Below are 25,533 nucleotides of genomic sequence, written 5' to 3'. Positions count from 1 at the left end.
GTCATTCGATGATAGACATTAGTTGGAGGCTTCAGATTGTCCCCATATCTGTTTTGATAACCTGAAATGAATCCACTATGAATAATGTAGGCTAAACTTCGACGGAATAGATCCGTCTATCTTTTTCGATGACGACGGTAAAGCTTATATAGTGCATAATGACGCTCCCGAACAGGCTTTATATGAAGGACATCGAGTAATTAAAATCTGGGAATATGACGTGCAAACAGACCAAATAATAGCCGGAACAGACAAAGTTATAGTAAATGGAGGTGTTGACATCACCAAAAAACCAATATGGATAGAAGCTCCTCACCTATATAAAAAAGAAGGCAAATATTATCTGATGTGTGCAGAAGGAGGTACGGGCGACAACCATTCGGAAGTAATTTTTATCAGTGACAGTGCTACCGGACCGTTTGTTCCGTCGAAACAGAATCCGATTCTTTCGCAAAGACATCTTCCGGCAAACCGTCCGGATAAGGTCGACCGGGCAGGACATGCCGATATAACAGACACTCCTTCCGGAAAATGGTACGGAGTATTTTTAGCTGTACGCCCTAATGAATGCAACCGAGTTAATACTGGAAGAGAAACCTATATACTGCCTGTCGACTGGTCGGAAGAGTTTCCCGTTTTCGAAGGTGGCATGCAAGCGTTGCAACCCAAATTAAAAATGCCTGATGGTGTAAAAAACCAGACGGGAACAAACGGGTTTGTTCCCAACGGAAACTTCACATTTACAGATAACTTGAATTCACTCCCACTCGATAACCGATGGGTAGGCATTCGTGATGCCCGTGAAAAATTTATCTCAATAGGAGAAAACGGATTACAAATAACTCCTTATGCTACTGACATAACAGAGGCAAGACCAACTTCAACACTTTTTTTCCGCCAGCAACACAACTGCTTTACGGCTTCTGTAAACCTGCAATATAAACCGACAGCAGAAAATGAACTTGCCGGAATGGTGTGTTATCAGAAAGAATCGTTTAATTATGTATTCGGGATAACCCGAAAAGGAAATGAATGTTACTTACTGCTTCAGCGTACAAATAATGGAAAATCGGAAATCGTTGCTAATACTCCTGTCGATATGCAACAACCCTTATATTTACAGATACAAGCCGAAGGAGATAAATACACATTCAACTATTCTACCGATGGACATTCTTTTAAAAATTTAGGAGGTATTGTTTCCGGAGATATTCTCTCAACTAATGTAGCTGGCGGATTTACAGGAAATATGATTGGGCTATATGCTACGTCTGCCAATATGGCTCATCCTCAATAAACAGGTAAGCAATTATCAGCAAAATCCCGGCTCCTCTCTAATAGAAAATGAGCCGGGATTTTGATATATATCAGATAAAAGAGTTTTCTGCTGCAACTATTTAGCAGAAAGTTTGTCGATTTTTACAACTTCGTACACTCCATCGTACTCTGCAGCAAAACCTTCCTGCGATTTACCCATATCTCTTACCTCTAGTTCTGCATGCACAGGTACTCCATTCTTTTGTCCTTTAGTCAGTTCATCATACTGCTTGTAAAGCTCTCCGGTTTTGTCTATCACCCAATAGCAAACAGTATCTCCATCAGCAACAAACGACCGGACTTCATGAGCTATAATCAGCTCTCCTTTTACAGAAATTGTTTCTTTTTGTTGTGCAGGCAATGCTGTCTGAGAGGTCTGTGCCTCATCACTTCTGGAATAGGAATATACCGTACCGTTTTTCTCCAAAAGTAAAGTTTTATCAGACAAATCTTTAATCACCAATGTATCAGAAAAAGCAATCGTCTAGTGGTTGCCAATACTTTTACCGGCGAAAATAAGTACATCCCCCTCTTTTTTCCATGATTCATACTGAAGAGTAGCCATATTTATAGAAGAAGCTGTTCCATCGGGCTCAAGAACAAAACCCTGCTGCATATTTTCCATACCCGGTACAGGTTCAACCCATGCACCTTCTATACTGGCTCCGTTACATGCCGGAAGTAAAGCCATACAACCTAAAGCCATTGTGCTTATCCAAATAAGATTCTTCATAACTTTTATTAATTTAATATTGAATTTAAAATGCAATTTATCAAGAAAATATCGAATCTGCAAAAACTGAATCTAAAGATAATTTAATGCACGCCTGAAAAATCGAGTAGGAGGAAAACGAAGTAGTTTTCTTCCTACTTTCGTTTTCCGACCTCTCACACCACCGTACGTGCCGTTCGGCATACGGCGGTTCTTTACTATGGATGCCTTTCGTATTCTTCGAAAGACACTTCCACGACATCTTCTTCAACCATCCATTTGTAGGTCTGCGCTCCTTTATACCCTTCGGATTCCGTCCTATCTCTTTAAAGGTAGCCCAATACTTCTGTTTTGGTTTTATGCATTCGTTCCAACAAACGGTAGTTTTCAGTTATGCCGTTTAAATAAAGTTTGGTCCTTCCCTATAGGCATACATGCCTTGGGTACTACGACCTCTGCTGACTTCTCACGGCAAGCTTTACTCCATCATGGTACTTCGAATCATTCATCCTCACCATATGTCCGTGAGACCTCCTCGGATAAGGGTATTAACTTTCAATCTTATGTCTGCTCCATTTACACTAACCGTCCCGAATAGCTATAGGGCTTTAGTTTGTTTCGCAACCTTACCCACGGTCATATGCCTTATATGAAGTTTCTGTTCGTCAGACCAGATGTTTGCCGCCAGCTTCTTTCAGATTCCAACTCGCGATGGACACCCTTGCTTTTGGCTGTATGATTCCCGCTATTAGGGCTCATTGGGGACTTGCACCCGTTAGCTAATACTCATGCCGAGCATACGAAAAAAGATAATGCCCGTAAAAACCGGGCATTATCTTAAAAACAGAAGCATAACCTTATCAGTTTTTCTTAAGTTCAAAATCGAATGTTGCCGGAACAAAACCAGGCAATGCAACAGGTTCATTGTCACCTTCACCCAACGAAACTTCAGGGACATAAATCTTGAACTTCAGATTTGTTGTTTCTACTTCGTAATTCGCTCCATCAACCGGAGATACTTTAACCTCAATATGTAAATTCTGAGCCTCTCCACCTTCAGTTTCCGACGGAATTGATACATTCAGTTCCAAAGGCTTCGGATCGAGAACGAATAAAATACTATCTTTTTCTGTATTCAGTTCCGGTTCGTATCCTATCTTATAACTTACATCACCTACTGCTTCTACAATCTTATTCGCAGTTTCCTCATCACCAACAATATCAAGTACAATATCTTTTATCGGGAAACTGTCAAAATAAACAGTATCATTGTCCACCTTTACCGCAACATCTGTGCCCTCAGGAGTATCTTCTCCTCCATCAGTTCCGTCTTCCGTTGTAGTAGATTCGGTCAGATAAAACATTTTTCCTGTATAATTGCCAAACATATGATCTGTTGTCACTTCGACAGGAGGTGTCGGAGTTGTTTCGTCGTCATCACTGCAAGCTACAAAGCCCAAAGAACATCCAAGCATCAGCATGGAAATAAATAAACGGTTCAGTTTAATTTGTTTTTTCATTTCTCTAATTTTTCGTTTGAAACTTCAATTATTAGTTTTATCAGCTGACACATAAAAAATGTCAGGCAACAAGTATTACCGCACAAGTTTATAGAGAAAAATAAATAAAATTTTTATTGAAGAATTTTAACATTTAGCCATGCAGGATTCATATCAATTCATCATTTAGAGAGTAAAAAGCCATTTAATGTTCAACAAAAAAACATATATTATGAAAACTCATTTTCCATTTTGCAAGGGATTTATAATGGCAGCAGCACTGACAAGCATTATGGGATTGTCATCTTGCCTGGATGACGATGATGAAAACTATTATAATATTAATTATCCTAATGCACTGGTTACTGTTAAGAGTGATGCAAATGATAGTTTTTTCCTCCAGCTGGATGACAGTACAACACTGCTACCGGTAAATCTCGCATCTTCTCCCTTTGGAGATAAAGAAGTGCGTGCTCTTGCCAATATAGAAGAAGTAGATGAACCGAGCGGAGCATATACTAAAGCTGTACATATTAATTGGATAGACAGCATTCTCACCAAACCGATAGCTACTGACTTGGGAGAGGAAAATGACCAGACTTACGGAACAGACCCTGTAGAAATAGTTAAAGACTGGGTAACAATAGCAGAAGACGGATATCTGACCTTACGATTCCGTACTGTATGGGGAGCAGGATCTCAACCTCATTTTGTAAACCTATTACTGGGAAATAATCCTGACAATCCGTATGAAGTAGAATTCAGACACAACGCATATGGAGATACATACGGCGAGTCTGGAGATGCACTGGTAGCATTTAAGCTGGACGGGCTTCCTGATACAGAAGGAAAGACAGTAAAGCTTACTCTCAAATGGAAATCATTCAGCGGAGATAAGTCTGCAGAATTCGATTATTGTACACGTAAATCGCTGGCTCCTCAGAACTCAGCAATTACATCTGTAAGAAGCAATTACAAACTCAAGTAACCCCTTTATAAATATATAGATACACTTAAAGAAGACAAAAACCTAGAAAATGTCCCGGTAGCATGATTTTCCATATTCTAAATAACCGCATACCATAACTTTTATCATGCTTACCGGGACTTTTATTGTAATATGTTATCCCTACGTATTATACAATCTTCACCAATTGATCCCTTTCCTATTGAAAAAATATTGGTTGCCGAAAACCATGTCCCGACAACCAATAACGAATCTTTATTTACACTCAAATTCCACAATATTTTGCGTATCAGCCGATGAAGAAGATATATAAGCTTTAAACTTGCCCGGCTCTGCAACCCATTCATGTTTGCGATCATCAAAGAATTGTAAGTCCTCCGGTTTTATCGTAAAAGTTATTTCTTTTTCTTCACCTGGTTGAAGTGAAACTTTCTGAAATCCTTTTAACTCTTTCTGCGGGCGAAGCAAAGAACATTTTTCATCTCCAATATACAATTGAACGGTTTCTTTTCCGGCTACCGTTCCTGTATTCTTAACCTTTACTGAAACCGACAGAGTTTCTCCTTCATTCATTTGTTTAGCCGACAAAACAGGCTTACTATACTTGTAAGTAGTATAACTCAATCCATAGCCAAACGGGAAGAGAGGTTTAATCTTCTTAGTGTCATACCAGCGATACCCAACTAATATATCCTCTTTATATTCCTGTTTGATACTATCGCCCGGATAACTCATTTCGCCATAAAAATGAGCCGGACAATCTTTCAGTTTTACCGGATAAGAGAAAGGAAGCTTTCCGCTAGGATTTACTTTTCCAGTAAGCACATCAGCCAGTGCATCTCCTCCAACCGAACCTAGATACCAGGACTGTACGATAGTTGGAACCTCTTTTACCCACGGCATCTCGACAGCATTTCCACTTACGATTACAGCTACCAGATTCTTATTTACTTTCAACAAGCCCTCAATCAGTTCATTCTGACCAAAAGGAAGTTCGTAAGACAAGCGGTCACCTCCTTCACAATCTTGGAAATGATTCTTGTTCAATCCGCCAATAAAGATAACCAGATCAGCCTTAGCTGCCTTTTCTACGGCATCATTGCGTAAAGAATCGACTTTAGCCTGAGATATTTTTTCCTCACGTCCATACATTGGACGGCCAGCTGCATATCCTTGTGCATATACAATACGATTGCCAAAGTATTTTTTCAGTCCATCCAACGGTGATATAAATTTCTTCACCTTCAATTCGGAAGAACCTCCTCCCAACATCAAATTACGTGTAGCATTATCACCTACAACCAATATCTGCTTATACTGATCAGGAGCAACAGGCAATAAAGCTGGTTGCTTTTTGGCTGCTTCATTTTTCAATAGCACGATACCTTCTGTTGCTACCTGATAAGCAGCCTGTTCATGAGCTTCATTGGTCATCGATCCAAAAGGTTTCTGACGATTCATGGCTGTACGGAAAATCAAGCGCAAGACACGAGCAGCCTTATCGTTCACTACCTCCATCGGTATTTTTCCTTCCTTAACCATCTTCAGATAGTTCTTTCCCAAATAGTAGTCGTCATACCCAAACTCCGACTCAGAAGTCAAACCATTGGTATACGATCCCATTTCAATATCCAGTCCGTACATGGCAGCTTCATATGTATCATGTGCGGCTCCCCAGTCGGTTATCACACACCCGTCGAATCCCCATTCATCTTTCAGTATGTCATTATTCAGCAGTTTATGGTGAGTAGCATGCATTCCGCGTACTTTATTGTATGCTCCCATGATGCTCCATACACCACCACGCTGTACGGCGGCTTTAAATGCCGGAAGATAAATTTCATACAAAGCACGATCACTAACCTGTACATCGATGTGCCCGCGCCAAAGCTCCTGATTATTTAATGCATAATGTTTCACACAAGCAGCCACACCGTTTTTCTGAACTTCCTGAATATAAGGAACACACATCTCAGAAGCCAGATAAGGATCTTCTCCCAAGTATTCAAAATTTCTTCCGTTAAGTGGAGTACGATAAATATTCACCCCCGGTCCTAACAGTACATCTTTCTTGCGGTAACGCGCTTCTTCACCAATCGCTTTACCATACTTCGCAGCCAGATCCGGATTCCAGCTAGCTGCCAGACAAGTCAATGCCGGAAAAGCTGTACAGCTATCACTCGTCCATCCGGCATATCCCCAGTCGTTCCAATTAATTTCGGCACGAACTCCATGTGGCCCGTCACTCATCCACAGTTCAGGAATACCCAAACGTGGACAACCGGGTGAACTGAATTTACCCTGAGCGTAACTGAGTCTTGTCTTCTCTTCCAATGTCATTCGCTTCAGAGCATCCTGTACTCTTACTTCCAACGGCTGTTTATCATCCAGATAAACAGGAATATCCGTTTTATTTTGTGCATGTAACGAAGCACATGCAATACTCAATAATCCTATAAAAATAAACGTCTTTTTCATAATATTCTTTTTTCAGCCAAGATAATATTATTCTGAAACAATATCAACTACAGCTTCTTTTAATCCCTCAGAAATCGCTTTCAAACGCGCTGCTCCTGTTTTTCCATTATTCTGCAATACGACCAAGCATTTACCGTTGAACGCCTTTCGTTTATTATCTTTAAAACGTTCCATCGAAGTCTGGCTTCCATTGTCAACTCCAGCTATAAACAGGTTTCCTTCTACCTCAAAACGAACCAGATTATCCGCAAGAGGACAAATATTTCCTTCTGCATCCAAGATTTCTACTGTTACAAAACTCAAATCAGTACCGTCTGTTTTCAAGATATTTCTATCTGGAGTCAGATGTATCATACTCGGTGTTCCCGCTGTACGAATTTCTTTTTCGGCAACCACTGTTCCTGCTTTTCGAGCAACAACCTTAACACTTCCCGGCTCATATTTTACACGCCAAAAAACATGTAAATGATTATCATCTTTCGATTTTATTCCTTGTGATTTACCATTCACAAACAGTTCCACTTCATCTGCCTGATTATAATAACACCACATATCAACATCCTGTTCCTCGGTCCAGTTCCAATGCGGGAAAAGATGCAAGACTTGTTTATCTGTCCATTCCGACTGATAGAGATAGTATACATCTTTAGGGAAACCAGCCAAATCAACAATACCAAAATATGAACTGCGTGCGGGCCAGCCATAAGGAGTCGGTTCACCGATATAGTCGAAACCAGTCCATACATATTGCCCGCTGATAAAATCATTTTTCTTTATCAACAGCAAACTTTCTTCATGAGTATTTCCCCAGGGAACATGACAGTTTTCATAAGAAGAACATGCAAATGTTGAATCATAAAATGGTTTATCCCAGCGTTCAGGCCAAATAAACATTTGGTCGCTCGGCATCCGGTAATATCCACGTGTCATCAGAGCCGAATTACTTTCCGTAATGATAAACGGTTTGCCAGGGAAATTTTTTGGAACCTCAGGAATGTTGACATTATGATAATTATAGCCAATGATATCCAACGCTCCGGAACGGAACAAATGATTAGCAGGATTAGGTTCATTGCATCCAGCTGTAATCGGACGAGTCGGATCCAAGGTTCTTACAAAATCGGCCAGTTTCTTTGCAAGTAAAGAGTTTACACTTTCTTCACCTTCCTTAGCCAGCATGTCTGCCGAGTGGCCGAAATTCAGAATCAGGTTAGCTTCTTCCAGACTTAAAGTATCAGCCTGCGCATCACTCCATTGTTCCAATACCTCATTTCCGATACTCCACATAAAAATAGAAGGATGATTACGGTCGCGAAGAATAAAATCGTGCAAATCTTTTTCATGCCATTCATTGAAGTAACGTGCATAATCATGAGCAGTCTTTTTCTTGCGCCACATGTCAAACGCTTCATCCATTACAATAAATCCCATACGGTCGCACAAATCAAGCAGTTCTGGTGCCGGAGGATTATGTGAACAACGGATACCATTACAGCCCATTTCTTTCAAGATCTGCAACTGGCGTTCGATGGCACGTACATTGACCGCTGCTCCCAGACATCCCAAATCATGATGCATGCAGACACCATTTATTTTGACCGGCTTGCCATTCAGCGTAAACCCTTTTGCTGCATCAAAAGAAAACCTACGAATACCGACAGGAGTTACATAACGATCGACACATTGTCCATCTTTCTGAATTTCTGTAACCAAAGTATACATGTAAGGACGCTCAATGCTCCACAATAAAGGAGAGCTTACCTTTAAATCTTGAGAAACATCAACAGCCTTTCCTGCTATTGTATTCAGAGAAGACTCTGCCTGAGCAACTTTCTTTCCCTCTGCATCTTGCAGGATAGAATAAACAGATACTCCAGCATCTGCCTGCGTTCCTATATTCTCAACCGTTGTAACGACTTTCAAAGAAGCCTGCTGAGTATCGACACTTGTTGTAGTAACATATGTTCCCCACTCTGCAACACGGATATCTCCTGTTTTCACCAACCATACGTTACGATAAATACCACATCCCGAATACCAGCGAGAATTAGGCTGTTCAGCATTATCAACACGTACAGCTATCACATTCTTTTCTCCCCACTTCAGATATGGAGTCAAATCGTAACTGAATGAAATATATCCATAAGGACGCTTGCCCAACGAAATTCCATTAATGAAAACTTCCGAATTCATGTAAACTCCATCAAACTCGATACGAAAATGTTTTCCTTTATCTCCGTCCGCTGGAATAAACGTCTTCCGATACCATCCGATACCACCAGGCAAAGCACCTCCACCTGTTCCCGAAGAATTATCCTGACTGAAATCTCCTTCGATGGCCCAGTCATGGGGTAAATTTAATTTTCTCCAACCCGAGTCAGCAAAATCTACTTGTGCAGCCAATGAATCATCAATCAGAGAAAAACACCATCCGTCATTAAAGCTCAGTCTTTCTCTCGGCTCAGAAGAAGGAGAGCTGCATGCTCCCAATAAGAACATGCAGCACACTCCTATTATAATAGATTGAATAAATTTATGACTCATAAATTTTACAACTGAATGGTTTGTGAAGTTCCATTATATTTTACAACAATACCTTTAGCATTCATATCGAACGGCTTCGGGCTATTGGCATTCACTTGAATTATTTCGAATGTACGTTCTTTCAACATACCGTCAAACTCACCTGTACGTTCTCCTATTACCAATTGCTTTTTAGCTTCGTTGTAAGTCATCGGAATCATCGCATATTTACCTTGCTCATAATTATAGTTTACACCTTCATCTTCATATAAAGTAAAGGCAGCATCCGCACCCTGATAAACATACAACTTGATATGTTCTGCCTGCTTTTCATCCGTATACTGGATCTCAGGACCGAAAGGTACAATTGAACCGGCACGCACGAACAACGGAATACGTTCGTAAGGAGCATCTACCATTTTCTTCTCACCACCTGCCTGGAACTTGCCAGTATAGAAGTCGTACCATCCTGCTGATTTCGGGAAATATACCTCACGACTTCTGTCACCGTAGTGATAAACCGGAGAAACCATGAATGACGGACCGAACATGAACTGATCGCCAACATTGTTTACATTCGTATCGGCAGTAAAGTCCATTACCAGCGGACGCATAATCGTATAGTCGTTAAACCATGTCATACCAGCCAATGAGTAGATATACGGCATCATGCGGTAACGCAGTTTAGAATAGTAAACAACCGAATTGTAAGCCGGATGACCTTCGGGAGCAATTTCCCATATTTCGCGGAACGGATATTGTCCGTGTGCACGATACAACGGACAGAATGCACCAAACTGATACCAGCGTGCATTCAGTTCACGCCATTCCTTATAATCAGCATTTTCTGTTTTTGTTTCATTCCACTGTTTCTGTCCTGCTACATAGCGGTTCTCTACACAGAAACCACCAATATCCATTGTCCAGTAAGGTATACCGCTTACTGCAAAATTCAATCCGGCAGTAATCTGTGCTTTCATATCTTCCCAGCGGGTTCCTATATCACCACTCCATGTAGCTGTAGAATAACGCTGCAAACCGGCGAATCCAGAACGGGTTAGCAGGAAGACACGCTTATTATTGTCTACACTGCGCTGGCCGTCATAGATTGCTTCAGCATTCATCAGTGCATAAGCATTGAAATATTCGGCAGAAGGTCCCAATGCTGTAGGACCGCATAAATCCTTACGATATTGCAAATCCGTACAGTCGCGTACGTTCGGTTCGCTGGCATCCATCCACCAGGCATCAATACCCAACGGATAATAATGTTCGTACATCTGCTTCCAGAACAATTTACGTGCATCTGCATCGTAAGCATCATAGAAGCCATAATGATAACCCGGACCTACCCAGTCTTTCAGGCTGTCCTTAACTGACTGCTGATAAATCCAGCCATTCTTATCAAACTCCTTGTAATGTTCAGTTGTTACATAGAATTTCGGCCATACAGAAATCATCATACGCCCGTGCATGGCATGAATGGAGTCGACCATAGCCTGAGGATCAGGGAAACGGTTCTTGTCGAATTCATGACTTCCCCAGGCATCTTCCGGCCAGTGATTCCAGTCGAGGACAATATTGTCAATCGGAATCTGACGGTTGCGGAAACCTTTCAATGCACCAAGCATTTCATCAGAGGTATTATACTTTTCACGGCTCTGCCAGAATCCCATTGCCCATTTCGGCATGATAGGAGCTTTTCCGGTAAGAGTACGGTAACCGCTGATTACATCATCCATATTATCACCGGCTACAAAATAATAATCAAGCTGCTTGGTCATTTCACTCCACCACGACTGCTTGCCCTGTTCTTTCGGATCAACTGGGCTCAGTACACGCAGTCCCGAGTAAGAAACAGCTCCATCCGGCTCCCATTCTATTTTAAGAGGAACTTTCTTTCCAGCTTCCAGGTTGACAGCAAATTTATAACTGTTCGGATTCCATGCCGTACGCCAGCGTTCAGGAACTACCAGTTCATTATTTATATATACTTTCGTATAACCGGCATAATAAAGGATAAACTTAAACTCACCCGATTCTGAAGGTTCAATCATACCTTCATACGTTACTTTTGCTCCCATGAACGGGAAATTCTCAGGCAGGTTAACTACCTTCGACAAGTCTTCACGTTTCAGATGTTCGAAATAAAGAGAAGGCTCACGGCAAACAATGGTTTCTGCTCCTGACTTCGCATCAGGTACATAAGTACCGGTCAGTGCTCCTTCCTTGCCGTCCTTGTCATATAGTTTAAATACCTGTCCTAGCTGAGAATAGTCATTGGGGTTACCAAAACGACAAAGAGAATAACTGTCCAGCAGAACACCATAATTCTTGTTCGATACAATGAATGGAACAGATACCTTTGTATTATACTGGAACAACTCTTCGTTCTTTCCTTTATAGTTGAATTCCTCTGCCTGATGCTGACCCAGCCCATAAAAAGCTTCATCATCGGGAGATTCGAATACCTGACGGATTGAATATCCTTTGGTACCTTCCACTTCGATAGGAGTAAATGTCTTTCCTCCCCCCTTATTTTCCTGAAGAATCATCTTTCCGTTTTCATCCGTAAACCAGACTTCACCGGTAGAGCTTAAAACAAAAGCCTTGACTTCTTTGGTTGAAACAGTGATTGTATCTCCCTGCTGTGAAACAGTAAACGGAGTCTGTTTTTCCTGAGGAACAACAACCAGACTCTTTGAATCGGTAAATTTGCTTTCCGGAGTAGCAGATACATGTATCAACTTATCTCCCATTACCTGAAAACGAACCAGGCGAGTATCCTGTCCTCCCTTTTGCTGAACCTTAACGATGACACCATTATCTGTCTGTTCATAGACCTTGCCAGAGCAGGACCCAAAAATCAGCCCCGCCAACAAACAGTAAGAAATGTTTTTCATATTCATAAACCTATGTTTAAAGTTAAATACTAAATACATCTTTATCTCGTATTGCAAATTTAAACATTCCCCTATAAAACAACTAGTTATAATGTTTTACAAAAGGGAAAGTTTTCAATACATAGGTCTATCAAATGTTTCTAACTTAGGTATAATTTGTTACTTATCTTCCCTTTCCTGATATGCAGAAGGCAAAACCCCAAATTCTTCTTTAAAATAACGACTGAAATACTTAGGATTATTAAATCCTACCTGAAAAGCAATTTCCGAAACATGAAGCTGACTGTCACGCAACAGTTGAGCTGCTCTTTTCAGACGAATTACACGAATAAACTCGATAGGAGTTTTTCCTGTAATCTGTAACATCTTCTTATACAAATGAACCCTGCTCATGCCCAGTTCACGACTCAGCTCTTCTACCGACAGATCACTGCGAGAGATATTGTCCTCTACATATTTTATAGCTTTCTCTATCAGCTTTTCATCCAAAGAAGTAATGACAATATCACTAGGCGCAGGATCGATAGTACCCTTTGACACATTATAACGGCTTAATTCTATCAGTTTTCTGATACGCAGAACCAAAATAGTCATATTAAACGGTTTCGTCACATAATCATCTGCCCCCATGGTCAATCCTTCCACTTTCGATTCCGTATTTTGTTTAGCTGAAAGCAGAATCACCGGAATGTGTGCTGTACGTTTATCTTCTTTTATCAAACGGCACAATTCGTTTCCATCCATTTCAGGCATCATAATATCACTAACCACCAAGTCGGGCATTTCTTCACTGTTTTGCAAGATATCCCATGCCTCTTTTCCGTTCGATGCCAGTTTCACCCGATACTGCAATCCCAGACTATACTCCATAAACAGACGGAAATCGTCATTATCATCTACAATCAGCAACAATGGGAATTTGCTCTTGTCGGCCTCTTCATTAGACTGTCCTGCTGCTTCAGGAAGTAAATCCGGAACCGGCATGGAGTTAGCCGGATGATATTGCACATCAACATGCTTCACCGGTATATGTACAACAAATACAGCTCCTTTACCGATATTATCGAAAACTGTGACATCTCCTCCATGTAAAGCAACAAAATCGTGTACCAGACTTAATCCAATGCCTGTACCGCTCGTTGCATCCACGTTTTCTTTGTTTTCTGTCTGATAAAAACGATCGAATATATGTTCCTTATCCGCATCACTTATTCCTACCCCTGTATCGGCAACCTTTATTTCTATCACATCGATATCTTCCTGAATGTGCTCTACCATAACCGTAACCCTGCCACCTTCAGGAGTGAACTTAAACGCATTAGCCAGCAGATTCATCACAATCTTACCTACCTTGTCGGCATCGAAAGCCATTGTAAAATGATCCACACTCGAAAAGAACGAAAAGTGTATCTGCTTTTTATCGGCCATCAGCAAGAAAGAATCGCATACCCCTTGTATGTAAGTAATGATATCTCCTTCAGAAAGTGATAAATGATGAGAACTCATTTCACCTTTTCGGAAATCAAGCAACTGATTGACCAATGCTAGCAAACGATGTGCGTTGCGGTACATGAGCTGAAGTCTCATTTTTCGGGATTCATCATTGCTTTCTTCTTTCAGCATCTGTTCCAGCGGAGCAATAATCAGAGTCAGCGGAGTACGAAGTTCATGACTGATATTGGTAAAGAAACGGAACTTCATATTATTTACTTCCTCATTCTTGGCTACTTCCAGTTCTATCTGATGTAACTTGAACTTTTCTCTCTCACGCTTCAGCAAACGGGAACGTGCCAGGAACAGTAGTCCTACACCAATCATAAAATACAATAAATAAGCCCACCAGGACATCCAGAACGGAGGCAAGACTTCTATTTCAAGACTCGATACATCCTGACCGATATATCCGTCGCTATTGACAGCTTTCGCGCTCAGAATATACTTTCCGGGAGCCAAATTTGTAAAAGTCAGACTATGCACGCCCTCAGGCAGTGAAAGCCATTCTTTGTTAAAACCTTTAAGCTGATACATATAGCGTGTTTTCTCCGGCAAAAGCAAATTGTCGGAAGCCAGGAATATAGAAAAAATATTCTGCTTATAATCCAGCGTAAGTTTGCCTATACGATTAAGAGATTCTGACAACAATACACGACCGTCTACACGTTCGCCTACCTGTATTTCTTTGTTGAACAATGAAAGACCAGCAAACAACACCTTAGGAAGTAATTTATTATAACGGACATTTTCCGGACTAAATACATTTATGCCATACAGTCCTCCTAAAAGTATTGCTCCATTATTCAATTCACGGATAGACCTGAGATTAAAATCACAATTTTGAAGTCCATCTTTGTCATTATATACATGCGGAACAAACTGATACTCACCTGTATCACCTTTCGTTACATTCAGATGAATCAGCTGGCGTGCCGATGTTACCCACATATCTCCGCTATTATCTTCTGCCACTCCTGCAATAATACCTCCGTTATCCGGCATGACATCAGACAAACCCTTCACTTTTCCAGACTTTACATTATAGATATTAAGCCCGCCACGAGTGGCAATCCATACAAGTCCCCGACTATCTTTAAATACCTGATTTATTTCATTATGAGTAATTCCTACACTATCTTTTTCCTGCAAAACAGCCTTTATCTTACGACTTTCTACATCAAAGACAGCTACTCCCTGACTGGCAGTACCTATCACCAGGTCGTTTTCATTGGTAAAGCACAAGGAAACAATATGATTATCATTTAAGCCTGCCTTCTCCAAGTCTATCGTCTGAAAACTATGATCAGAAGGATTCAGACATTGAATACCGGCATCCAAAAAGCCAATCCATATATTACCTTTCCGGTCTTCCTGCAAAGCCCAAATCTTATCACTCAGAAGCTTACTTCCATCACCGGCTTTAAACGAACGTACCGCAGTACCTTCGATACAATACAAGTCCCCATTGAATGTGCCTACCCACAGTTTTCCGTCGGAAGCTCTCAGCAAAGCAACAACAGGTTCTTCTCCCAATGTAAAATGTTTTTCTATTTGACGAGTAGTATAGTTCCAAAGCATTACTCCATTGTCATTTGTACCCAGCCATGCCTTATCTTTTCCTTCAGGCTCTATACTTGTCACATCACCTGTATAATCTATTTCGAATTTAAATATGCTTTCGCCATAGTAAGAGATACCTTTCTTGTAAGTTCCAACCCATACAATTCCATCTCTGTCTGTATACAACGTATAAACCGTATTATGAGATAGGCTCCGGTCTGTATTTTTCTCAGAAGAAACAGATACTACTCGTCCGTCAGCTTTCGTAAGAATATCTATACCGCTATAATCCTTGCCCATCCAAATTCTGCCTTTAGCATCCTGCGTAATGCTATGCACAAAGTCAGAACGGTTACGCCAACGTTCCGTAACGTCTTCCTGCCATTTTCCTTTCTCCAAATCGTATACCCACACGCCTGAGATACTATATATCCAAATACATTCCTCCCGATCGACAAATAAGGAAAAATCTATTTGCTTACCATCCTGGTTATCATTCTTCACTTCTTCCTTTATCCATCTGACAGTCAACCGGTCACGATCAACACAAACCAGCAAGCCTGTATCATAGACAAATAAAATTCCATCCTTACACTCTGCTATATCCGAAATACCGACCAACGGCAATTTATGTTCCTGAAAAGAAAAACATGCCGGCTTACTGTTCTTATTATACCGGTAGCATCCCTCTCCCATTACATAAATCCAAACATTTTCCTTTGAATCGACAAAGATATCACTTGGAACTCCTCTGCTTCCCAATGAAGTCATAAACGGAGTTAAATCGGTTTGAAACACTTCTTTTGCCTTGTCAAACAGTACATACCCCTTTGCTGTCTTTACCCAAAATTGCCCGTCAGGCAGTTCTACTATACTCTCTATAAAGTTATCAGGAAGTGAATTCTGATTATACTCCTGACGAGTAAAAACCTTAAATGTATACCCATCGTAACAGTTTAACCCTGCTAATGTACCAAACCACATAAGTCCCTCACGGTCTTTATAAATACACCGTACAGAATTATTTGATAATCCGTCGGATACTTCGAGATGCTTAAACATGAAAGACTGCGCATGCAGGGAAAGCAATGAAAAAAGCAAGGCTAGCAAAGTGTATATTCTTATCATATCACATATCAATTTCTAAAGCAAAGAAAGTAAATTTTTGTAAAGCAAACAAACCTTTTACTTCCTTTTTTCTCTCTCGACACAATGACTAACTCAATCTGTTATCGTTGTATTCCGCATAAGCAAAAAAACGATTTATCTATCTGAAATAAAAGGAGTTGCATACCCATTCCCGAATACTATAAAAAATATCAAGATGAGTTACTTTTTCTTTGTACAAATTTTCAAAAAACATCAGCATAAATAAAACAAAACATGCTGATCTTTTCTGAGAAAGAACAGCATGTTTTTGTTCCATATATAAAAAGCCCTTCACACTTACACAAATAAGTAAAAGGTGTGAAGGGCAAAACTAGTATTTATTTTATACCTTCCATCAATCCATTATATTCCAGTTCATCATAAACCTGCAAATTTTTACGGTCGAACACTCCATCACCTCTATCCCAGTAGAACGGAACGAGTCCACGAGCATTGGCCTCGCGTACAACACACTTATCGAAAGCGGCACGCGACAAATCATGTCCTTCCTGAGCCTGCTGATCGGACAAAGTACGACGGACAGCTGCAAATTCTCCAATAATAACAGGTACTCCCTGATCGGTAAACTTCTCTTTCAGCTTCTGGAACTGCGACTTTATATAATCTTCCCCACAGATATTATCCCATCTGCCTTCATACGTTCCGGTAGCATATTTTTTGTTTTCCTCACCCCAGAAATAGAAAGCCTTTCCCCAGCTTTCATCATTTTCCATTCCACAGAACTGCCAGGAACTATAATAATGCACTTCCACACTCAAGCGGTCAGGAGTCATATCAACAGGCAAAGAAGTCATATACTGCATCGTTTTGTCTATGTCAGTAGAAGGTCCCTGAACAATCAGGTTACGGTAAACATTCTTTCCACCGGTAGCTCTTACAGCATCCACAAAAGTCTGTTCGTATTTCAGCAAAGTAGCCATATCATCTTCATCTTCTACATTAGGCTCATTACATCCGGCAAACAGCAAATGTTCATCATAGTCGCGGAAATAGGTGGCAATCTGTGTCCACAATACTTTCTGCTTATTATTTACCTCTTCACTATATCCGTTGGGAATATCATTTTCAAGCCATCCGCCATCCCAGTGTATATTCAGAATAGCATATAAATCGTTCTGCATGCAATAATCCACCACTTCCTTCACACGTGACAACCATGAAGATTTTATTTCGTAAGTAGTTTCATCACTCAGATACTGATCCCATGCACACGGAATACGTACAGCGTTGAATCCCATCTCACGTATCTTGTCTATCATGGCAAGGGTTGTAGCAGGATTTCCCCAAGCAGTTTCACCACCTGTTGCCTCCAGTGAGTTTCCCAAGTTCCATCCTGTTTTGATATTTTTCATCAATTCAGGAGCATCCTGTTCCATTCCAGTCTTGTCAGCTTCAGGTACAGAAAGAGCTTCCTGAGTAACAGTAACAGATTCTGTCAGATTATCCAATGTAAATACAATGGTAGCAGTACGTATCTCTCCTGTTGCATTCTGAGCCACCATGAATGTTTCAGTACGTGTTTCTACCGCACGTGTATCCACATGTTGAATCCAGTCTGCATTAATGTCAATCTGACAATCACCGGTAGTCTGCATCTGTACTGTAAATTCTCCTCCTTCACCAGGCAACGTGTATTCATGTTGTTCTACCAGCAAATAGTCATTGGCTGTCTGTACCACCTTCACCGTTCCATTTACCTCAGCTCCTTTTACTGTAATTACAGCTGTTCGATTTTCTGTATTCGGATTTTCTGTGACATGTACCAAATATTTAGCTGTTTTTTCGGATGTTGAAACTTGTTGAACAACAGAACACCAGTCGGCTGCATCGGAAGTTACTTCATAAACAGCATTAGACTGTATATACAAAAGAGCTTCACCTTCATGCTTTCCAAAAACCAGTTCCTCTTTCGAAATCTTCAGATATGGAGCACCGGTAGCATCATCTTCAGAGCAAGCACTCAACAGCAAACTCATTAAACAAGTAAGAGTTCCCAGAAAATAAATAAAAGTATTTTTCATAGTTCGTTATGGTTAATAGTTTAAGAGGCATACATATCTGGCAGCAGCCATCAATATGTATGCCTCTTTATATTTGTATTACAAAATTTTCAGACTGTCAATTGTAACATTTACAGCATCCAGATCAGCTATATCACTGAACATATCGAAGATATCGATTACAAATACAATGACACCATTATAAGCAGCTTCCGGTTTCATCTTGATGGTATAAGTACCGTTACCTTTCACCTTCACATCGCTTGTACCTGAATAAGCAGGCCACCATCCATCAGCAGTACACATCAGTCCTGCATTATATTCTTTGGTAGCAGCATCTCCAGTAAGGCCACTGATAGTAAATGTCAGTTCCATCGAATAATCGAAAACAATGCTTGCCGGATCAATCGGACTGGCAGATGCAGTTTCGCCATACATATTATAAAGCTCGATACGGAAATTATTCTTATCGGTTTCCAGATGTCCCCAAACCAGTTTAGAGTTGTCTACAGCTATCGATGTAGCCTCCGGCTGTGAGGTTCCTCCTCCTGCATTAGGAATAAAGTGATAAGCCTGGTATTCATCTTTTTCAGCACTGCGTGCACCTACCCACATTCCCATAACATTACCGGCAGCTGACTCAATGCTCAAAATACGTAACTGATTATTGCCATCAGCTCCAAACATGATATCACCACCACCGATATGATAAGAAGGAACATTTCCACTAAAGGTATAAATACCCTTTTCATCCAATGTATAAGTTCCACTTGCAGTAGTACCGTCAGGCATTGCAAACTCATAAGTCATAGTTTTTGAATCGAGAGTCATAGAAAGCTGATCCAATCCGCTAACAGGTGTTGCCCAGTCTGGATAATTGCCAGCAGTAAAGTTATTCATCAGACTACCGTCCAGATTTGCCCAGTCAAAAGGAACATCGGCCGACATTGTCCATTTTATTTTGCTGGTAACCACTTCCGATACCATATCTTCCCATCCGTCGGGCAAAGCTGGTTCTGGATCTGGTTTATCTTCAGGCACATAATTGTCAGCATATTCTTTCGAAACGAAGTTCCAGATTAACCACCACGGACCTTCACTGTTATCACGCATTACTCCAATACGCATATGGTTTTCATCCAATTCGAGCAACTTCAAGTCGCGGCTCCAGTTAGTACTTCTGTCGCTCCAAGAAGGAGTATGCAGCAGTCCACAGTCAGTAAATGTGATTGTATGATTGCTTGTATTAAGCATGAACGTACCAGAAGCAGTTTCTTTCGAAGAAGAATTGTAAACAGTCACGTTTGCTCCACCTTTCAGACCAAATGTCATGGTACTTTCCCAAATAGCATCATCAGCAGTATGACCTACTCCCGGATCCCAGTTAGCACTCCAGTTATTCCATTCTACTGTTGTACTAGGATCGGCATAAGTCATTTCTCCAGCAGCATAGCCATACGATCCATTATCGAATATCCATACTTTTTTATTGTTTACACCTCCGGTAAGATATGTCCACAAATCATCATTTACGAAATCTGCACAGAAGCTATCTATTGTAAATGTTGCCGGATTACCATAAACAATACCACCTCTTGTCTGAACACCGAAAGTCACTTCATACTCTCCCTCAAAAGGCATTTGCAATGTTACTTCTCTTTCCTGACTTCTTCCCTGAGGATGTTGCCAGCAAACCTGATAACTTGAAGGCATTAAACTCTTCAGATAAACAATATTTGGATTTTCCGAATCGTGAGTGATAGAGAAAGCTATTCCTTCTACCAGATCGTCTACGGTAACGTCTTTCCCTTCCAGTTCAAAGGAATCGGGAGTACATGCCGAAAACAGTCCGACTGTTATAATCAGCCATGCAATATATAATTTAGATATCAGTTTTTTCATAACTTCTTGTATTTTTAATTCCAACCTTCATTTTGTTTCAATACCCCATTTGATAATGTAATCTGATTGTTAGGTATCTGAGAGAGTCCCTGCTTCTTTACGATATCTGATTCCTTAATAGTTACATTATCAGGATTGCCACCACTGGTTACAGAAGTATTGGTTGCAATCTGAGAAGCGGCATATTCTACTCCCTGACGTAACAAGTCCCAATAACGCTGTCCTTCGAAAGCAAACTCCAGCATACGTTCATTCATGATATTATCTTTTGTAGCTGTCACTTCACGATAGTTGCTTGAAAGAGTCAGACTACCATCTTCATCCTCAGAAGTATAAGCACGCTGGCGAACTTTATTCAAATACTCTTGTGCATTTGGACTTCCCAGCTCTGCGGCCATCAACAAGACATCAGCATAACGCATTACAATGAAATTCTGATATTGAGAAATCTGGAAATCTCCTTCTCCAAGACCTGAAATTTCATCAACCAGCGACCAGGCACCACTAGCTTCGTCTTTCATCCATTTAGACATCGGAGTATATTTCTTCACTGTATATCCGGTGTATTCACGCTGGTCTTTATAAGAAGTTTCAAAATCAGCTTCATCAGAAATACCCTCACTTACCAGATTAATGATAGAAGCTTCACGACGTTCATCACCTGTACCGTATGATGTCCACATCTTAGGATTTACTGTACATCCTCCCCAGCCTCTTCCGTAAGGTGCATGTCCCAGATAGTTACGTAATCCCATGTTAACCAGCCAGCGGTTACCATCATTGTTTCCGTTATAGTCTTGAGTATAGTTAAACTTCTGTGCCAAAACAACTTCTTTATTACCGTCGCCAGCATAAGTAGAAGTTTGTTCGTAATCGTCAGTACTCTTATTTAAAGCCCATGTAGTAGAAGCAGCAGGCCACAAATTTTTAAATTCGTCTACCAGTCCGTAGCCTTCAGATTCGGCAACAGCGATGAAATCTTCCAGTCCCTGCAAAACAGTGCTCTTTGTTACACCTTCTACCTGAGGTTCCTTTCCATAATAACCGGTATAGAACAGATATACTCTGGCCAAAAGAGCTGATGCTGCATATTTGGTAATATGACCATCATTTGATGCTGCCGCACTCTTCGGATAAGCACTAGCCGGAATATTATTGACAGCATACAGCAAATCACTGAATATTACATTATAGACTTCATCCGGATCTGACTGTGGACGATTTTCATTGACAGGTTCAGTAAACAAAGGAATATTTCCCCACATACGTACCATATCAAAATAACATAATGCTCTTATCGCACGACATTCGCCCAGATAAGTACCTTTTGTTTCTTCGCTGCTCCAAGCTATCTGGCTTTCATGAGCCAGCAATTCATTACAACGATATACTGCTGCATAATAATTAGTCCATTCTGTTTCCAGAATATTCATATCCGAAGGCGACTGATTGACATCAAAACGGTCGAGTACCTGATAATTACGGGCATCTGTATTTCCCATGCCGGCAAAACATTCATCAGCCATAACTTCTGAGGCAAAATAGAATGCACATCCTGCACTAGAACTTGTACATTGCCATCCATCGTAACAACCAATCAGTGCACGCCATGCATCACTCTCAGTACGATAGAAATTGTCTGTCGTTGATTCTGTTTTAGATTCCACATCCAGGAAACCAGCGGTACATGAGACCAATCCCATAGAAGCCAGCCCCAGTCCCAACATATATAGTTTAAATTTATTCATAGAGATGTTCTTTTAAAATTTATAAATTAGAATTTCAGATTAACACCAACCAAGAAGGTACGTGGACGAGGATAATATCCTAAATCGATACCAGAAACCCAGTCGGAAGTACCGTAACCGATTTCCGGATCCATACCGTCATACTTGGTAAATGTAAATGCATTCTGTACCTGGAAGTACAAACGTGCCTGACTGATAGCCTTCACATTTATCAACTTGGCAAAATCGTATCCCAACGTGATATTACTGATACGAAGATAATCGCCATCCTGTATATACAAATCAGAGAACTGCCAGTTGATATTAGTATTAGTCACACGCGGAATTCTGTTTGAAGTACCTTCACCAGTCCATCTGTCCAATATAGCTGAAGTATAATTGGCTTTGCTGTTTGCATGGTTTCTATAAGACTGTACAATCTGATTGCCTGCAGCTCCATATGCCACCAACGAGAAGTCAAAGTTCTTATAATTGAAGCCAAGGTTAAAGCCATAGGTAAAATCAGGAGTACCGTTACCCAGATCTACTTTATCGTTATCGTCAATGATACCATCCTGGTTCTGGTCGACATAAATCACATCACCCGGCTGAGGATCAGACTGTAAAATACCATGTTTTCCGTCAGCATTCCAGTTTGCAATCTGTTCCTTGTTCTGGAAAATACCAGCTGTCTGATATCCCCAGAAATAACCGATAGCATGACCATTCTCTGCACGATAGAATTCAGGAGAGTTATCATACAACATATTGACATCACCATGAATAATTCCATCTTCAGTCGGAATGTTACCTACCTTATTTTTATTGTAAGCTCCGTTGATACCAACATTATAGCTAAAATCACTTCCGATCTGATCATTCCAGTTCAAAGCCAGTTCAATACCGGTATTTTTCACATCACCACCATTGATGTATGGTGCACCAGTACCAGCTGTAGCCAGAATAGGAGCCTCAACCAACCAGTCTTTGGTAGTCTTGATATAGAAATCGGCAGTCAAGCTCAAACGGCTTCTCAAGAAACGTGCATCAATACCGATGTTAGTCTGTTCTGAAGTTTCCCATGTTACATCAGAGTTTGCCAGACGGCTTGGATATGCTCCCCAATAACTAGACTGAGCAGAAGCGCCATAATTAGTTCCGAAAATATAATGTGTATTCGAAGAAGTAATAGGAGCTGTATACTGGTAATTGTCTATATTCTGATTACCAACCTGTCCCCAGCTGATACGTAATTTCAAGAAATCCAACCAGTTCTGAGTAGTTTCCATAAACTTCTCGTTCGAAATAGTCCATCCGGCAGATACAGAAGGGAATACACCATAACGTTTACCTCTTGCAAACTTAGAAGAACCATCGGCACGCAAAGTAGCGTTAATCATATATGTTTCTTTCCAGTTCCATCCAAAACGTCCGAAGTAAGAAACTGAGCGGCTTTCATCCTGAGGATATCCGTCAACCGACATACCATCGTCTGCACTCGATGCTGTACCGTTTGCAACATAAGCATGATCCCAATCGTCGAAACCTTCTCTCAGTGTACCTGTACCGGCAGAAAGATAAGTTCCTGAATACTGATAAACTTCCATACCAATCAACGCATTGAAAGCATGATCTTTTACTTTCCAGTCGTAAGTAGCTGTATTAGTCCAAGTCATACCCAAGCTGTGACTCATATTCTGTGAAGCAGAAGTACGTGTATTGTTGTAGCTGTAAATAGAGAACTGATACATCGGAGTAAAACTACGATATTCAGAAGAGCCGTAAACAGCACCAAAAACAGTTCTCAATTTCAAATTTTTCACAGGCTGCAATTCAGCATAAACATTACCAGAAAAAACAGCATTTTTATTTTCATTATTTGTGTTTGTCATCATTAATCCATAAGGATTACCGTCGCCGTTATACCAATCAGAATTGGAAGTATCGTTGTAAGGAGAATCATAAATATTGTTATCACTATAAATCGGCGATAAAGGAGAAGTACTGAACGCTCCTCTTAATGTATTGTTATATTGATTACCTACTGAAACACCATTATTTAATTTATAAACGAAACTAACTTGTTCGCCAACCTTCAACAAATCCGAATCCTTAAAAATCTTATGTTCCGAATTGATACGGAAATTATAACGTTCATAGTTTGAAACATCCTTACCACCTACAATACCTTCCTGGCTCATATATCCCAAAGACATAGCGTAAGTTGATGTTTTCGATCCACCAGTAACACCCAATGTATAGCTCTGTGTCTGAGCGTTATCCTTAAACATAGAATCTACCCAATCAGTATCATAGACATTTCCATTGGCATCATAAATACTTTTAAATGAACTCCAGTCATAAGGAGCATTACCTGAATTGACAGCCTGTTCGTCCATGATAGTCATGTATTCTTGTGCATTCAGCATATCAGCCTTACGAGCTACATTCTGTACACCGTAATAAGCATCGAAAGCAATCTGTGCCTTACCTTCTTTTCCAGATTTAGTAGTAATCAAGACAACACCATTGGCAGCCTGTGCACCATAAATAGCGGCAGAAGCAGCATCCTTCAAGACATCAATACTTTCGATATCGGCAGGATTCAATGTTGAAATATCACCACCAACACCATCAATCAAATAAAGAGGAGAAGCATTTCCTACTGTACCCAAACCACGGATACTTACCTTCATATCAGAACCCGGCTGACCAGAAGTAGAAGAAATATTCACACCCGGAGTCTGTCCCTGCATAGCCTGCAAAGGGCTGTTAGTATTCATCTTTGCCAAGCTTTCTCCTTTCACCTGCACAGTAGCACCGGTTACCAGTTTCTTTTTCTGAACACCATAACCTACAACCACAACTTCTTCGAGGGTTTCGGTATCTTCTTTCATTTCAACATTTAATGTTTTCTGATCGGCAACAACAATTTCTTGTGTAACAAAACCGATATACGAAAATACTAAAGTCTGACCTTTTTCCACTCCCAAGGAGTAGTTTCCGTCAAAATCCGTAATAGTTCCATTAGTGGTTCCTTTCACCAACACACTCACGCCAATTAAAGGCATCTTGTCTGTTGCCGAAGTAACAACTCCCGAAACTGTCAAACTCTGAGAAGCAGCCTTTATTGCCATCGAAGGCAAGAACAATAGTAACATTACCATTGCAAGACTACATAGATGCACGTTTGTGCATTTTACGAATAAGTGTTTACTCATGGTACATTGTTTATAGTTAAAGTTTACATTTATTATGTTTTTCTTTCCAGTATTATTATA

13 protein-coding genes and 1 pseudogene are annotated in these 25,533 nt (G+C 40.5%); 3 read left to right on the top strand and 11 right to left on the bottom strand.

The genetic code is table 11. From position 1 onward, the window contains the following. Positions 1-88: 88 nt before the first annotated feature. A pseudogene (locus ACDG22_RS07795) lies at positions 89-1,297 on the top strand (family 43 glycosylhydrolase); the annotation flags it as partial. Positions 1,298-1,393: 96 nt separating this feature from the next. On the opposite strand, the gene ACDG22_RS07790 reads toward ACDG22_RS07795, so the two are convergent. Continuing rightward, entirely contained in the window at positions 1,394-1,744 is a 351-nt protein-coding gene (locus ACDG22_RS07790; RefSeq protein WP_227994662.1) for a hypothetical protein, read from the bottom strand. Between the two features lie 57 nt (positions 1,745-1,801). Continuing rightward, positions 1,802-2,050 carry a lipocalin-like domain-containing protein gene (locus tag ACDG22_RS07785; protein WP_227994664.1) on the bottom strand — a complete coding sequence of 83 codons (249 nt, stop codon included), beginning with the start codon at positions 2,048-2,050 and terminating at the stop codon, positions 1,802-1,804. A 94-nt stretch (positions 2,051-2,144) separates the two neighbouring features. On the opposite strand from ACDG22_RS07785, the gene ACDG22_RS07780 reads away from it, so the two are divergent. Then, positions 2,145-2,627, top strand: a complete 483-nt coding sequence (locus ACDG22_RS07780) for a hypothetical protein (RefSeq protein WP_083779575.1) — start codon at positions 2,145-2,147, stop codon at positions 2,625-2,627. Between the two features lie 262 nt (positions 2,628-2,889). On the opposite strand, the gene ACDG22_RS07775 is transcribed toward ACDG22_RS07780, so the two are convergent. Beyond that, on the bottom strand, positions 2,890-3,549 hold the full coding sequence (locus tag ACDG22_RS07775) for a DUF4840 domain-containing protein (protein WP_007569128.1): 660 nt from the start codon (positions 3,547-3,549) through the stop codon (positions 2,890-2,892). Between the two features lie 247 nt (positions 3,550-3,796). Between ACDG22_RS07775 and ACDG22_RS07770 the strand changes: the two genes are divergently transcribed. After that, positions 3,797-4,516: a NigD-like protein gene (locus tag ACDG22_RS07770; RefSeq protein WP_442439631.1), complete on the top strand. Its 720-nt coding sequence runs from the start codon at positions 3,797-3,799 to the stop codon at positions 4,514-4,516. 234 nt (positions 4,517-4,750) lie between these two features. On the opposite strand, the gene ACDG22_RS07765 is transcribed toward ACDG22_RS07770, so the two are convergent. From ACDG22_RS07765 to ACDG22_RS07730, 8 genes are all read right to left on the bottom strand, one after another. Next, on the bottom strand, positions 4,751-6,973 hold the full coding sequence (locus tag ACDG22_RS07765) for a glycoside hydrolase family 3 C-terminal domain-containing protein (RefSeq protein WP_270230836.1): 2,223 nt from the start codon (positions 6,971-6,973) through the stop codon (positions 4,751-4,753). Between the two features lie 27 nt (positions 6,974-7,000). Next, positions 7,001-9,517, bottom strand: coding sequence for a glycoside hydrolase family 2 TIM barrel-domain containing protein (locus tag ACDG22_RS07760; protein ID WP_370858835.1), 2,517 nt, complete (start codon positions 9,515-9,517; stop codon positions 7,001-7,003). A gap of 5 nt (positions 9,518-9,522) precedes the next feature. Continuing rightward, a complete protein-coding gene (locus tag ACDG22_RS07755; protein ID WP_270212570.1) occupies positions 9,523-12,405 on the bottom strand; it encodes a TIM-barrel domain-containing protein in 2,883 nt (960 codons plus the stop codon). 153 nt (positions 12,406-12,558) lie between these two features. Next, positions 12,559-16,581 (bottom strand): two-component regulator propeller domain-containing protein, encoded by a 4,023-nt coding sequence (locus ACDG22_RS07750; protein ID WP_442439629.1) that lies wholly within the window; start codon positions 16,579-16,581, stop codon positions 12,559-12,561. 359 nt (positions 16,582-16,940) lie between these two features. Then, positions 16,941-18,644: a cellulase family glycosylhydrolase gene (locus tag ACDG22_RS07745; protein ID WP_270230840.1), complete on the bottom strand. Its 1,704-nt coding sequence runs from the start codon at positions 18,642-18,644 to the stop codon at positions 16,941-16,943. 78 nt (positions 18,645-18,722) lie between these two features. Further along, positions 18,723-20,525 (bottom strand): hypothetical protein, encoded by a 1,803-nt coding sequence (locus ACDG22_RS07740; RefSeq protein ID WP_270230841.1) that lies wholly within the window; start codon positions 20,523-20,525, stop codon positions 18,723-18,725. Between the two features lie 14 nt (positions 20,526-20,539). Beyond that, positions 20,540-22,273 carry a RagB/SusD family nutrient uptake outer membrane protein gene (locus ACDG22_RS07735; RefSeq protein ID WP_178270172.1) on the bottom strand — a complete coding sequence of 578 codons (1,734 nt, stop codon included), beginning with the start codon at positions 22,271-22,273 and terminating at the stop codon, positions 20,540-20,542. Positions 22,274-22,299: 26 nt separating this feature from the next. Continuing rightward, positions 22,300-25,473: a SusC/RagA family TonB-linked outer membrane protein gene (locus ACDG22_RS07730; RefSeq protein WP_270668964.1), complete on the bottom strand. Its 3,174-nt coding sequence runs from the start codon at positions 25,471-25,473 to the stop codon at positions 22,300-22,302. Positions 25,474-25,533: the final 60 nt, after the last annotated feature.

This window comes from Phocaeicola coprocola, from assembly GCF_041333015.1.
GTDB classification, from domain to species: Bacteria; Bacteroidota; Bacteroidia; order Bacteroidales; family Bacteroidaceae; genus Phocaeicola; species Phocaeicola coprocola.
The sequence above is the reverse complement of the archived record's forward strand: the minus strand, read 5'-3'. Positions and strand labels throughout refer to the sequence as shown.

Bases quoted from the DNA above. Each gene is read 5' to 3' on its own strand.
- ACDG22_RS07785 (WP_227994664.1), bottom strand. From the start codon at position 2,050: ATGAAGAATCTTATTTGGATAAGCACAATGGCTTTAGGTTGTATGGCT.
- ACDG22_RS07775 (WP_007569128.1), bottom strand. From the start codon at position 3,549: ATGAAAAAACAAATTAAACTGAACCGTTTATTTATTTCCATGCTGATG.
- ACDG22_RS07770 (WP_442439631.1), top strand. From the start codon at position 3,797: ATGGCAGCAGCACTGACAAGCATTATGGGATTGTCATCTTGCCTGGAT.
- ACDG22_RS07765 (WP_270230836.1), bottom strand. From the start codon at position 6,973: ATGAAAAAGACGTTTATTTTTATAGGATTATTGAGTATTGCATGTGCT.
- ACDG22_RS07760 (WP_370858835.1), bottom strand. From the start codon at position 9,517: ATGAGTCATAAATTTATTCAATCTATTATAATAGGAGTGTGCTGCATG.
- ACDG22_RS07755 (WP_270212570.1), bottom strand. From the start codon at position 12,405: ATGAATATGAAAAACATTTCTTACTGTTTGTTGGCGGGGCTGATTTTT.
- ACDG22_RS07750 (WP_442439629.1), bottom strand. From the start codon at position 16,581: ATGATAAGAATATACACTTTGCTAGCCTTGCTTTTTTCATTGCTTTCC.
- ACDG22_RS07745 (WP_270230840.1), bottom strand. From the start codon at position 18,644: ATGAAAAATACTTTTATTTATTTTCTGGGAACTCTTACTTGTTTAATG.
- ACDG22_RS07740 (WP_270230841.1), bottom strand. From the start codon at position 20,525: ATGAAAAAACTGATATCTAAATTATATATTGCATGGCTGATTATAACA.
- ACDG22_RS07735 (WP_178270172.1), bottom strand. From the start codon at position 22,273: ATGAATAAATTTAAACTATATATGTTGGGACTGGGGCTGGCTTCTATG.
- ACDG22_RS07730 (WP_270668964.1), bottom strand. From the start codon at position 25,473: ATGAGTAAACACTTATTCGTAAAATGCACAAACGTGCATCTATGTAGT.